At 68.8% G+C, this 12,116-nt stretch carries 10 protein-coding genes; 2 read left to right on the top strand and 8 right to left on the bottom strand.

The genetic code is table 11. From position 1 onward, the window contains the following. A partial coding sequence (locus tag AVTE2539_RS26020; RefSeq protein WP_284415197.1) for a DUF6531 domain-containing protein occupies positions 1–535 on the bottom strand: 535 nt, incomplete at its 3' end. On the opposite strand from AVTE2539_RS26020, the gene AVTE2539_RS26015 reads away from it, so the two are divergent. After that, positions 516–725: a hypothetical protein gene (locus AVTE2539_RS26015; protein WP_284415195.1), complete on the top strand. Its 210-nt coding sequence runs from the start codon at positions 516–518 to the stop codon at positions 723–725. The genes AVTE2539_RS26020 and AVTE2539_RS26015 overlap by 20 nt on opposite strands. 491 nt (positions 726–1,216) lie before the next feature. Here AVTE2539_RS26015 and AVTE2539_RS26010 read toward each other — a convergent pair whose 3' ends face one another. The 4 genes from AVTE2539_RS26010 to htpG form a co-directional block, all read right to left on the bottom strand. Next, positions 1,217–2,629, bottom strand: a complete 1,413-nt coding sequence (locus AVTE2539_RS26010) for a carbohydrate porin (RefSeq protein WP_284415193.1) — start codon at positions 2,627–2,629, stop codon at positions 1,217–1,219. Between the two features lie 59 nt (positions 2,630–2,688). Continuing rightward, positions 2,689–3,474 carry an exosortase H-associated membrane protein gene (locus AVTE2539_RS26005; protein WP_284415191.1) on the bottom strand — a complete coding sequence of 262 codons (786 nt, stop codon included), beginning with the start codon at positions 3,472–3,474 and terminating at the stop codon, positions 2,689–2,691. Between the two features lie 13 nt (positions 3,475–3,487). Beyond that, the gene (xrtH, locus tag AVTE2539_RS26000; RefSeq protein WP_272549279.1) at positions 3,488–4,045 is read right to left on the bottom strand and encodes an exosortase H; all 558 of its coding nucleotides are present in this window, start codon (positions 4,043–4,045) and stop codon (positions 3,488–3,490) included. 157 nt (positions 4,046–4,202) lie between these two features. Beyond that, positions 4,203–6,191 (bottom strand): molecular chaperone HtpG, encoded by a 1,989-nt coding sequence (gene htpG, locus AVTE2539_RS25995; RefSeq protein ID WP_284415189.1) that lies wholly within the window; start codon positions 6,189–6,191, stop codon positions 4,203–4,205. A 215-nt stretch (positions 6,192–6,406) separates the two neighbouring features. Here htpG and AVTE2539_RS25990 point away from each other — a divergent pair, with 215 nt between their 5' ends. After that, entirely contained in the window at positions 6,407–7,699 is a 1,293-nt protein-coding gene (locus AVTE2539_RS25990) for a polysaccharide lyase family 1 protein (protein ID WP_284415187.1), read from the top strand. A 149-nt stretch (positions 7,700–7,848) separates the two neighbouring features. Here the strand turns inward: AVTE2539_RS25990 and AVTE2539_RS25985 are convergent, their stop codons facing one another. From AVTE2539_RS25985 to AVTE2539_RS25975, 3 genes are all read right to left on the bottom strand, one after another. Beyond that, a complete protein-coding gene (locus AVTE2539_RS25985) occupies positions 7,849–8,577 on the bottom strand; it encodes a pseudouridine synthase (protein WP_284415203.1) in 729 nt (242 codons plus the stop codon). 353 nt (positions 8,578–8,930) lie between these two features. Then, the gene (locus AVTE2539_RS25980) at positions 8,931–11,267 is read right to left on the bottom strand and encodes a putative bifunctional diguanylate cyclase/phosphodiesterase (protein WP_284415185.1); all 2,337 of its coding nucleotides are present in this window, start codon (positions 11,265–11,267) and stop codon (positions 8,931–8,933) included. Next, positions 11,264–11,884, bottom strand: coding sequence for a methylamine utilization protein (locus AVTE2539_RS25975; protein WP_498740620.1), 621 nt, complete (start codon positions 11,882–11,884; stop codon positions 11,264–11,266). Before AVTE2539_RS25975 ends, AVTE2539_RS25980 begins: the two co-directional genes overlap by 4 nt. Positions 11,885–12,116 lie beyond the last annotated feature (232 nt).

Below are 12,116 nucleotides of genomic sequence, written 5' to 3'. Positions count from 1 at the left end.
AGGCATAGCCGATGGTTTGCTGATCGGGCGTGATGACGGAGGTCAGCCGGCCCGACGGTTGGTAATCAAGCAAGAGCTTCTGCCCGAACGGATTGGTGATGGAGGCCAAGAGTCCATAAGTGTGGTACGCGTAGGACGTCACCCAGCCGTTGCGCGCCGTGACCGACTGCAGCTTGCCGCCGCTACTGAACTGCAGCGTGGCGTCGTCGTCGCTGCGCTGGTAGGTCCAGGTGCCGGAGGCCGATTGCGTCAGCACGTCGTTGCTGGCCGTGGTCCAGGTGCTGCTGCCCGTCGCCTTGAAGAAGGTCCGCAGGTGGCCCTCTCCCGTCGTGATGCTCACGCTGATTCCGGTGGCCGCGCTGCTGGCCAACAGAAACGCTTGGTGATTGTGGCTCCACGCCATGCTCAAGGGCCCTTGGGGCCGGCCCGGGTCTTTGCCCCAGGTGCTTTCGTACCGCCGAGTAAAAGACAGCGCCGCAGGCCCCTGCCCGCTCCAGTCGGTCTCGGTGCGGACCTTGGCTTCGTTCGACGGCATGATGGGCTGCCCCACTTCCACGCCGGAGGCCCTGCAGGAAAATGCCGATGGTTCGGGCGTGGCGGCAATGCAGGCGTTGGTGGGCACGTCCTCGGCGAACCCCGGCTGGCAGGCACAGGTGCCGCTCGCCGTGGTGGTGCTGTTGGGCGGGCAGGACAACGTAGATTGTTTCCAGATGGGGGCCCAGTAATACGCCGGGCCCTCAGAGGAGTCGACGGCGCAGTAGTCGCCTGCGACCACAAAGCCCGTGGCATTGGAATAGCCTCCAGCAAACCATGCGCAGTACGCCTCCTTGGTGGCGAACTTCGGGTTTCCCGTCGACCAATGGTACAGAAAGCTTTTTTGCAGTTCCGCATGCGCAGCGAGACTGCCTGTGAGCATCAAAAGGCCCAACGCAGCATGCAACAGTGCCCGCGCCATCGCGCAACGGCACAACCCGCTCAGCCGGCGCATGACAAACGCTGTCCACCCCAAAAAACCGCCTTGAGGTCCCGCGGCTCTGAGCACCGACGTGCCAAACACAGGGCAACCCACAGTCAAGGCACCGTCAACCGATGCCTCATTTTTTGCACATTGCATTTCTTCTCCCGCCTGCTGTTTTGTCTAATGCCTAAAAAACTAAATTATTAGTCACAAATCAATTGACTCACAAGCAATCAATTCATGCATGACCAGCCGCCCTCAAAACTCCGCATGCACCCGCACCGACACCACATCCACCGGCCCCCGGTCGCGGTTGTAGCCCGGGTGCACGATGTGCTGCACCCCCAGCGAAACGGCGGACTGCAGCGGTCCGCCCGGCATCGGCACCGGGGCGAACGTGAGCCGGTAATACGCCTCCCACACCCGCTCGCTGCCGTAGCGCAGCGCCCCATCGCCGAGAAAAGCCCCCAGCCCACCCGCTGCGAGATAGTTACGGTGGTCGGCCGACAACCCGTTGACCGCCAAGGCGGCGCCCACACGGTCGGCGGCGCGGCCCCAGGCGGCGCCGCCGATCTGGCCGCCGAAGGACAGCTGGCGGTCGATCTCGGCGAAGGCGTACGTTTCCTGGCGGCCGCTGCTGCGGCTGGCGCGCACGAAGACGCCGGCGTCTTCCGCCAGCGGGGCCTCCAGGGTCAGGGCCCAGCCGGTCTTGGTCTGCAGGCGGCGCACGGCGCCGACGTCCGGCGTGCCGCCAACGGCCCGGGACGCGGCCAGCGCATCGGCGAACGCGCCCATCACGGCGCGGTTGCGGAACAGCAGCACGCGCCCGCGCAGCGGGCCGGCGGGCAGGGCCACCGGCAGGTCGGATTCGGCCTCGATCTGGTCGCCGTAGTGCTTGGTCCACGAGCGGTCCAGCGGCTGGCCGTTGGATTCGCGCGGCTGCAGGGCGCGGCCACCGCGCACGGCCCACTGCGGCGTGCGGTATTCGAGGATGCCGGCCCAGGTGTAGCCGCGCGCATCGGCCGCGTAGTCCCAGGCGCCGGGCGTCAGAAAGGACCAGTTGAAGAACTGCTCGCGCGGGTCCTTGGCGTAGGGGTTGTTGTCGAAGTAGTCCAGCAGCGAAAGGTTGCCGGCCACCAGGGTCCACCGGCGCGCGCTGGCGCTGCCGCCCAGTTCGTTGAAGTCGGGCTCGATGCGTTCGGTGTCGCCGCCCGCGTCCCAGCGCTGCAGCAGGAACAGGCGCGCGCGATAGGCCTTGATCTGCGCGCCCGAGGTGCGGGCCAGCTCGCCATTGGAGAGCCCGCCCGCGCCTGACAGGTGCGACAGCGGCACGCCCTGCCCCGCCTCGGGGTTGAAGTGGATCTGCGCGCCGCTCCAGGGGCGCAGCCCGAGGTCGGCGGTGGCGGTGAAGGAATACGAGCGCTCGGCCGTGGGCACCAGGCTGTTCGGGCCGGTGTAGGGCGCGTCGAACGAGGGCTTGTGCTGCCAGACGTAGGTGGTCTGCGCGTGCAGGGCCCAGGGGGGCGGGTCACCTTCCGCCGGGTTGCCGGCATCGCCGGACGGGGCGGCCAGGGCCTGGGCAGCGAGGACGGCCGCGGTGCCGCCCAGCGCGGCCTGCAGCACGCGCCGGGGCCCGAAGCCACGCAAGAAATGGGAGAGGAGCAACAGCATGCGGCGGCATTCTGTCAGGCCCCGGTGGCTGGCGCGTGTCCGCGCGACCGCCGCGCGCTTCAGCGTGGTTTTTTGCGCACAGGCAGGGTGGCTGCGGCGCTGGCCGAGACCTTGCCGCCCAGCCCGGGCGGCAAGTGGTGGACCGGCTCAGGGATGGCGTCCGCAGGCTCGGCCACCACGCCCGCGGCAGGCTCGGGCGATGCCACCACCGCCGCTGCAGCCGGCACGGGCGCGGCGGCGCGCGCGGCCGGCAGGGAGCGGCGCCAGGCCTCGATCACCACCTCGTTGACGAACTGCCGGTCCAGCCACAGCCACAGCACCATGGGCGCGAGCGTGGGCAGCACCAGCACGCCCACCTGGTAGCCGTACACCAGGGCCTCCAATTGCCACTGGGCGACCTTGAGCACGCGCACGTCGAGCTGCGCCGTCAGCACCACCTGCATGAGCAGGTGCATCACCAGGCTGAAGGCCTGCAGCGGCACGAGCAGCGCGAAGCCGGCCAGCGCGCGCCAGGTGCGGCCCGGGCCGCGCGCGGCCAGCAGCAGGGCGAGGAAGATGGGCAGGCCGTAGGCATAGCGGCCGGGGTCGGATTCGACGGTGATCTCGACCAGGCGGTTGCCGGTCTGCGGCATGGCGACCGCCACCGAGGTATCGACCTCGAACGCCCCGGGCCGCAGCCGCGTCTCGCGCACCCAGCCGGGGGCGGCGTGCTCCAGGACCGCGCCGGCCACCATGCCCACGGGGTACGAGGTCCAGGGCGAGACCCGGATCCACAGCAGGGTGAGCAGCACCACCCCGGCGAACAGGCCGAGGACGAAGATTTTCAGGCTGGCGGCGCGGCGCATGCGGTGCCGCGGATCACGCCGGCACGGCCGCAGGGGAGGCGGACGGCGCCGAGGGCGGTGCCGCCGGCGGCTCGTTCGGCGGGGCGCCCGCGCCGCCCCGGCTGCCGGCCCGCACCCACAGCAGCCAGACGATGAGCACGTCCACCATGATGAGCGCCTGCCAGAGGTATTCGTGGGCGAAGTTGAAGATGGCGGTGTTCCACTGCCCCAGGTAGAACAGGCTGACCACCCGCACGATGTTCATGGCCTGCACGGCCACGAAGCCGGCGACCAGGCCCACCAGCTTGTGCCGCCAGGTGGACGGGAACGCCATGACGGCGGCGAACAGCACGATGCACGCCTCGATGCCGTTGCAACCCGCCTCGATGGAGACGCCGAAGCCCGTGGCCTGGTTCCACAGCACCTTGCCCGAGGCGGCGGCCGAGCTGTCGAACCAGGTGACCAACCCGGCGCAGATGCGCGCCAGCAGCGCCGTCCACGGCAGCACCAGGTGCTGCTGCACCCAGCCCAGCATGTTGATGCCGAACATCGTCAACTGCAGGGTCAGGAAGAGGAGGAAAAAGCGCAGCATGGCGGCGGCCTCGAAGGGGTGGCGTTTCAGACGGGCGCATTATCGGCCAGCAGGCCCGCCGCCATGCAAAAAGCCCGGCCTCCCAAGAAGACCGGGCTTTTTGATTGCTACTTATTTAATAGCAATATGCCCTAGTGAATCATGCGCTGGAGGCCGATCAGGCCAGCAATGCATTCACGCGCTTCACATAGGCGGCGGGGTCCTCGGGCAGGCCGCCTTCGGCCAGCAGCGCCTGGTCGAACAGGATGTGTGCCAGGTCGTGGAAGTGCACGCTGCCGTCCAGCTTCTTGACCAGGGCGTGATCGGGGTTCACCTCCAGCACGGGCTTGGACTCGGGCGCCTGCTGGCCGGCCTGCTTGAGCATGCGCGCCAGCTGGGTGCTCATGCCGTCGTCCTGCACGACCAGGCAGGCGGGCGAATCGACCAGGCGGGTGGTGGCGCGCACGTCGTCGGCCTTGTCCTTGAGGGCTTCCTTGAGCTTGGCCAGCAGCGGCTTGAAGGCCTCGGCGGCTTCCTCGGCGGCCTTCTTCTCGGCCTCGTCCTGCAGCTTGCCCAGATCGACCGCGCCCTTGGCCACGGACTGCAGCGGCGTGCCGTCGAAGTCCTGCAGGTAGTTCAGCGCCCACTCGTCCACGCGGTCGGTCATCAGGAGCACCTCGATGCCCTTTTTCTTGAAGACTTCGAGCTGCGGGCTGTTCTTGGCGGCGGCCAGCGTGTCGGCGGTGATGTAGTAGATGGCGTCCTGGCCGTCCTTCATGCGCGCCTTGTAGTCGGCGAACGAGACGGTGACCGCATCGCTTTGCGTGGAGGCGAAGCGCAGCAGCTTGGCCAGGCGCTCGCGGTTGCCGAAGTCCTCGCCCAGGCCTTCCTTGAGCACGGCGCCGAATTCGGCATAGAACGCCGTGTACTTGCCTTCCTTGGCCTTGTCCTCGTCGCTCACCACATCGGTCACGCCGTCGGCGCCTTCTTCACCGGCGGTGTGCTTGTCGTGCTTGGCCAGGTCTTCCAGCATGCCGAGCACGCGCTTGGTGGAGCCTTCGCGGATGGCGCGCACGTCGCGGCTTTCCTGCAGCAGCTCGCGGCTCACGTTGAGCGGCAGGTCGCTGGAGTCGATCACGCCCTTCACGAAGCGCAGGTAGGTGGGCATCAGCGCCTCGGCATCGTCCATGATGAACACGCGCTTGACGTACAGCTTCACGCCGGCCTTCTTGTCGCGGTTCCACAGGTCGAACGGTGCCTTGGCGGGCACGTACAGCAGCTGGGTGTACTCGGTGTTGCCCTCCACGCGGTTGTGGCTCCAGGTGAGCGGGTTCTCGTGGTCGTGGCTGATGGCCTTGTAGAAGTCCTGGTACTGCTCTTCGGTGATGTCCTTCTTGGGGCGGGTCCACAGGGCGCTGGCCTTGTTGACGGTTTCCCACTCGCCGGTCTTGACCATGCCGCCGGGCTGGCGGCCGCCGTTTTCGTCACCGGGGTTGATCAGCTCGCCCTCTTTCCACTCTTCCTTTTCCATCAGGATGGGCAGGCTGATGTGGTCGGAATACTTGCCGATGATGGACTTGATCTTCCAGGCGTTCAGGAACTCTTCAGCGTCGTCGCGCAGGTGCAGGATGATGCTGGTGCCGCGCTCGGGGCGGGTGATGGTCTCGACCTCGAAGTCGCCCGTGCCGCCGCTGATCCAGCGCACGCCCTGCTCGGCGGGCAGGCCGGCCCGGCGCGATTCCACGGTGATCTTGTCGGCCACGATGAAGCCGGAATAAAAGCCCACGCCGAACTGCCCGATCAACTGGCCCTGCTCGGACGCGGTGGCCTTCTGGTCGCCCGAGAGCTTGCCCATGAAGTCCTTGGTGCCGCTCTTGGCGATGGTGCCCAGGTGGTCGATGGCCTCCTGCTGGCTCATGCCGATGCCGTTGTCGGTGATGGTGAGCGTCTTGGCGTCCTTGTCGAAGGCCACGCGCACTTCGAGGTGGGGCGCGTCTTCGTACAGGGCGTTGTTGTTCAGGGCCTCGAAACGCAGCTTGTCGCAGGCGTCGGACGCATTGGAGATCAGCTCGCGCAGGAAGATTTCCTGGTTGGAGTACAGCGAATGCGTGACCAGGTGCAGCAGTTGCGCCACTTCGGCCTGGAAGGAATGGGTCTGTTTGCTCATGGTGTGGATTGGGAGGTCTGGGTCATTCACAAAAAGAGGGATGCCCCGGCAGTTCGGGGCAGGCGCCGCATTATCAAGGCTCGCCGGTCCACTCCCGGCCGAGGCGCCGCCCCGGGGCGCCTCGGCCATTGAACTCCGGGCGCGCGCCCCGCTCCAAGCCGCCATCCCGCCCCGGCCCGGGGAGGGCCGGCATCCCCGACAACGGAACCCGATCCATGCACCCACTCCGAAGCCTGCTTCACAGGCACCTGCCGATGGCGGCGTGCCTGGCCCTGCTGCTGGGCCCCGCACCGCCGCTGTGGGCGCAGCAGGCCACGGGCCGTCCCGATGGCTTCGCCGCCGGGGTCACCGGCGGCGGCCAGGCCGAGGTGGTGCGCCCCACTTCGCTGGAGGGCCTGGAGCGCGCGCTGTGCCAGCGCGCCGAGGGCCCGCGATGCACCGACGACGCACCGCGCGTGATCGTGCTGGACCGCCTGTTCGACTTCCGGGGGTCGCTGCTGGCCAACGGCTCCGCCACCACCACCGAGGCCGGGTGCCTGGCCTTCGCCTGCCGGGACACCCCACCGGGCCAGGGCGGCCAGTGGGGCCTGAACGTCGCCCACTTCTGCGACGGCCGCCCGGCCGCCCCGGTGACCTACGACAACGCCGGGCGCCGCCCCCTGCCCGTGGGCTCCAACAAGACCCTCGTCGGCGTCGGCCGCAACGCCGGCATCCAGGGCCGGGGCCTGCGCATCGGCGACGGCAACCGCAACGTCATCGTCCAGAACATCCGCATCACCGACATCAACCCGGGCGTCGTCTGGGGCGGCGATGCGCTGACCATCGACGGCGCCGACGGCGTGTGGGTGGACCACAACCTGTTCGCGCGCATCGGCCGCCAGATGGTGGTGACGGGCTTCGGCAGCGCCGCGCACGTCACCCTGTCCGGCAACGAGTTCGATGGGCGCACCGGCCAGTCGGCCACCTGCGACGGCCACCACTACTGGCTGTGGCTGTTCCTGGGCGCGCAGGACACGATCACCGTGGCCCGCAACTACGTGCACGACACCTCGGGCCGCGGGCCGCATGCGGGCGGCATGAAGAACGCCACCGTGGCCGCGCACCTGGTCAACAACTATTTCGAGAACCTCAGCGGCGAAGGCGCGGCCATGCCCCTGACGGCCACGGCCTGCCTGTTGATGGAGGGCAACCATTTCGACCATGTGACCCGGCCCGTGTACCGCTACCCGCACGCGCCCGGCCCGGGCCCAGCCTTCGCCCCGTTCGCCGGGCAGGCCGACCCGGCCGATGGCCTGTGCCGCCAGGCCATCGGCCGGGACTGCGTGCCCAACGACCAGACGGCCAGCGGCACCGCCGACGCGCCAGCGCTGGATGCGCCGGCGATCCAGGCTTTCGGTGCGTGGCGGGCCTGGCTGATCGCGCCGGAATCCGCCGCCGAGACGGCCCGCTCGGTGCGGCGTCAGGCGGGCGTCGGCGTGATCGGCACCGCCGGGGGCACCCTGCCCTGAGCGCCCGTGCCCCGATGGAACCTGCCCAAGGAAGTTGCTATTAATTTAATAGCAATCAAGGCATTATTCACTAGGGCATGGAGGCAAAAGCACCCAAGAATCCTGCCATGGGTGCCCGCGGCGGCGCCATGCCCCACGCGCACCCGGCGTCAGAACTTCTCGTGCGCCCCCAGGTAGCGCCACTGCCCGACGGGCAGGTTGCCCAGGGTGATGCGGCCGATGCGGATGCGCTTCAAGCCCACCACCTTCAGGCCCACCAGTTCGCACATGCGGCGGATCTGGCGCTTCTTGCCTTCCTTGAGCACGAAGCGCAGCTGCTCGGGGTTCTGCCAGTCCACGCGGGCGGGCCTGAGCGGCTGGCCATCCAGGGCCAGGCCATGGCACAGGCGGGCCAGCTGGCCGGCGGGAAAGGCGTCCTGCACGTTCAGCGCCACCTCGCCGTACTGCACGCGCACGAGGTATTCCTTCTCGACGTCGGAGTCCTCGCCGATGAGCTGGCGCGCCACGCGGCCGTCCTGCGTGAGCACGAGCAGGCCGACCGAGTCGATGTCCAGCCGCCCGCAGGGTGCTAGGCCCCGCAGCTGCGGCGGCGAAAAGCGCATGCGGCTCGGGTCCTCGCGCCAGTGCGTGCGCGGGTTGATGAGGGCGACGGCGGGCGTGTGCCCGTCCTCGGCCTGGCCGCTCACGTAGCCCATGGGCTTGTGCATCAGGATGGTGACCTTCTGCTCCTGAAAGCCCTGCGCCACGCGCTCGACCTCGATGCGGTCGGTGGGCAGCACCTGCAGCCCCATCGGCGCGACTTCGCCGTTGACCTTGACCCAACCCTGCGCGATCCAGTCGTCGGCCTCGCGGCGCGAGCACAGGCCCAGCTCGGCCATGCGCTTGTTCAGGCGCGAGGTGCCGCCCTCGCCCGCCAGGGGCGCAGCGGCAGGCCCGCGCCGGGCGGCCGCCTGCGGTGCGCGGTCCGGCGACCGGCCCTGCCAAGGCTCGGGCCGGGACGGGGCTTGGGCCGCGGCAGGACGGACAGCGGGGCGCGGCGATGCGTTGTTGGCGCCGGCATTCGGGCCATTGAACGGCCGGGCGGCGGGGCCGGCATTCGCCCGGGTGGCGGGTTGCGCGGTGGCCGGTGCCCGGCGTGCGGAGGGTGCGGTGGCCGCAGGCGGCGCCACCTTGGCGGGGGCGGCGGGGGGAAGGGAGAGGCGGCGGCGGGGCGGCGAATCGGACATGGGCGCTATTTTCGCTCGGCCGCCGCGGCGTGCCAGGCGATAAAGTCGTCCGTGGGGAGCGGCCGGCTGATGTAGTAGCCCTGCGCATCGTCGCAATGCAGGGCCCGCAGTCGCTCCAGGATGGACACGGTTTCCACCCCTTCGGCCACCACGCTCAGGCCCAGGTTGTGCGCCAGGTCGATGGTGGAGCGCACGATCTGCTCGTCGCCGTCGTCGGAGGCCATGCCGATGACGAAGGACTTGTCGATCTTCAGCTCGTCCACCGGCAGCCGCTTGAGGTAGGCCAGCGACGAGTAGCCCGTGCCGAAGTCGTCGATGGACAGCTTGAAGCCCTGCTCGGACAGGCGGTTGAGCATGGCCTCGGCCCGCAGGGGCTCGTCCATGATGGCACTCTCGGTGATCTCCAGGCAGAACGACGCGGCGCTCACGCCGTGGCGCGCCAGCAGGGTGCCCAGGCGGTTGCTCAGCTCGGGGTCGAGCAGGTCGCGCGTGGACAGGTTGATCGAGATGCGCAGCGCCAGATCCTGCACGCGCGGCTGCGCCAGGAAGATCACCGCCTGCTCGAACATCCACAGCGTGAGCTGCCGCACGAAGCCGGTCTGCTCCGCAAAGGGGATGAACTGCATCGGCGGCACCATGCCGCGCTCAGGGTGCTGCCAGCGCACCAGGGCCTCGGCCGCGTGGCCCGGCTGGCCGGTCAGCGACACCTTGGGCTGCAGGAACAGGCGCAGCTCGTTGCGGTCCACCGCGCGGCGCAGTTCGGTCAGCAGCGAAAGCGAGACGGCGCTGGAGGAATCCATCGACGGCTCGTACACCAGCGCCCCGCTGAGCCGCAGCTTGGCCGCGTACATGGCGATTTCGGCGTGGCTCAGCAGGGTGTCGGCATCCTGCGCCGGACCGGGCCAGCAGGCGATGCCGATGCCCGCGCTCAGATCCACCGTGCGGTCGTCGAAAGCCATGGGCGTCTCGAAGGCCCGGAGGATGCGCTGGGCCATGTCGCGCGCGGCCGCCTCGTCGGCGCCGGGCAGCAGCATGGCGAACTCGTTGCCGCCCAGGCGGGCGATGACGTCCTGCGGCGACCGCGTCTGCCCGCTGATGCGTTCGGCAACGGCCTGCAGCAGCCGGTCGCCCAGCGCGTAGCCCAGCACGCCGTTCACGTGCTTGAATCGGTCCAGGTCCAGCGCGATCACGGCCACGGGGCGCCCTCCGCTGCCGGGACCGATGGCCTCCATGATGGCGCGGCGAAAGCGCTCCCGGTTGGGCACGCCGGTCAGCCGGTCGGTATCGGCCAGCCGCAGGATCTCACCCTGCTGCCCTGCGATGTCCACGCGCATGCGGTCGAACGAGCGGGCGAGGTTGCCGATCTCGTCGAGGCGGCGCGTGTGCTCGATGGGGGCGTCGTAGTCGCCCTGGGACAGGCGGTGCGTGGCCGAGACAAGCGAGCGCAGCGGTGTCGTCACGCGGCGAGCCATGAAGGCGCTGCCCAGCGCGAAGAGCACCAGGCCAGCCACGGTGATCCCACCCAGCAGGGCCTGCAGCTGGCGGTAGGGCGCCACCACGTCGTTGAGCGAACGAAGCAGCAGCGCCCGGGCGCTGGTGGCGCCGCTGTCCAGGCGCACGGGGCGCACCAGCAGCGTCTCGCCGCCGAGCACCTGCTCACCGCCCATGCGGAAGTCGCGCAGATCGGCCAGCGCGCGGTCCGGCAGGGTGCTCACCGGCACGGCCACGGCACCGGTGGCATCGCGCACCTGGATGGCCACGTCCACCGACAGCAGTTGCTGCATCTCGGACACCAGCGTCTCGTTGACCGGAAAACCCATCAGCACCCAGCCCACCAGCAAAGGCGCCCGCATGGGCACCATCACGAACTGGTACGGGATGCCGTGCACCACGGCGATCTGGCTGCCCTGTGGCTGCGCCACCAGCGCGGGCACGGCCTGGTCCACCGCGCTCTGGTAGTCGGCCGGAGTGCGCGAGGGGCTGGTGGCCTGCAGGTGCATGCGGGTGTCCAGCAGCGCCGTCATCGCGGCGCCGATGCGCGCGCCGTGGTTCTCCAGCACGGACTGGATCGTCTCCGAGTCGCCCGAATTCACGGCGGACCGAAAACCGTAGTCGGCCGCCAGCAGCACCGAGGCCTCCTGCAGCCGCACGGCGTTCTGCGTCAGCAGCCAGCGCCAGACGCGTTCGTCCACGTCCAGGCTGCGCTCGATCTGGGCGCGGGCATTGCGCACGATGAAGGTCTGCACCACGGCAAATCCCGCCGCCTGCACGATCAGCAGCAGCAGCAGGGAAATGCCGACCAGCCGAAGGATCAGACTGCGGTGCAGCGCGCGCAGGTTCAAGGGGTCACCCCCGTCAGGCGGACGACCACCGGCGCCGCGCCTTCGGCCACCGCCAGGGGCTGCGCATAGGCCGCGGCGCCCACCGGCAGGCCCGAATGCCACACGCGCAGCGTGTAGTTGCCCGCGGGCACCTTCTCCAGGCGCGCGCTGCCGAACGGCGCGGCGCTCTGCGCGAAATACGGTGTCTCCAGCACGAGGATCCAGGCGACCATCTGGTCGTGGATGTTGCAGCCGAGCACCACGACGCCCGGCCGGTCGAAGAGCACGGGGTTGGCCGGCGTGCCGGAATACAGCTGCAGTTCGAACTTCTTGGCCGGCGAGAACGAATACACATGGTGGCGCACGTTGTCCCTGTTGGGAAACCGCACCTCGGTGCCCACCGTCACGGCCAGCACCTCGGGCACGAAGCGGCGCTTGAGCTGCCCCATGTCCTGCTGGGCCATGGGACGCACCAGCTTGTGCGCCTCCGGGGAATCCAGGAACACGATCGCGCCCGGCAGCGGTTTGCCGGAGCCGTCCTGCACCGTCACCTGGACCTCCGCGGCCATCGCCGGCAACGCCAGTGCACAGAGCACGGCAACCATGCTCCGGAGCATGGTCGAGCGAAGTCGGGTCATGGGGCCGGTTCCTTCCAAAAATGTAACAAGACCACGGCGGATCGAAGGGCGCCAGAGTGGAATGCGCAAAAATGGCACGGCGCTACGCTACCAAAAAAATAGCATCGGAACGATGCATTTAATAAGATATGAGCGATTAAATCAATTCATACAAGTGCGCCATTCACCCGGCACTTTAGAGGCAGATACTCCCTGTTGGGTCTTTCATATGTAACACCCATTGCGAATGCGG

Source organism: Acidovorax sp. SUPP2539, from assembly GCF_030158975.1.
Classification (GTDB): domain Bacteria; phylum Pseudomonadota; class Gammaproteobacteria; order Burkholderiales; family Burkholderiaceae_C; genus Paracidovorax.
This window is presented reverse-complemented; position numbering and strand designations above follow the sequence as displayed.

Bases quoted from the DNA above. Each gene is read 5' to 3' on its own strand.
- AVTE2539_RS26010 (WP_284415193.1), bottom strand. From the start codon at position 2,629: ATGCTGTTGCTCCTCTCCCATTTCTTGCGTGGCTTCGGGCCCCGGCGC.
- AVTE2539_RS25975 (WP_498740620.1), bottom strand. From the start codon at position 11,884: ATGACCCGACTTCGCTCGACCATGCTCCGGAGCATGGTTGCCGTGCTC.
- xrtH (WP_272549279.1), bottom strand. From the start codon at position 4,045: ATGCTGCGCTTTTTCCTCCTCTTCCTGACCCTGCAGTTGACGATGTTC.
- AVTE2539_RS25990 (WP_284415187.1), top strand. From the start codon at position 6,407: ATGCACCCACTCCGAAGCCTGCTTCACAGGCACCTGCCGATGGCGGCG.
- AVTE2539_RS25985 (WP_284415203.1), bottom strand. From the start codon at position 8,577: ATGGCCGAGCTGGGCCTGTGCTCGCGCCGCGAGGCCGACGACTGGATC.
- htpG (WP_284415189.1), bottom strand. From the start codon at position 6,191: ATGAGCAAACAGACCCATTCCTTCCAGGCCGAAGTGGCGCAACTGCTG.
- AVTE2539_RS26005 (WP_284415191.1), bottom strand. From the start codon at position 3,474: ATGCGCCGCGCCGCCAGCCTGAAAATCTTCGTCCTCGGCCTGTTCGCC.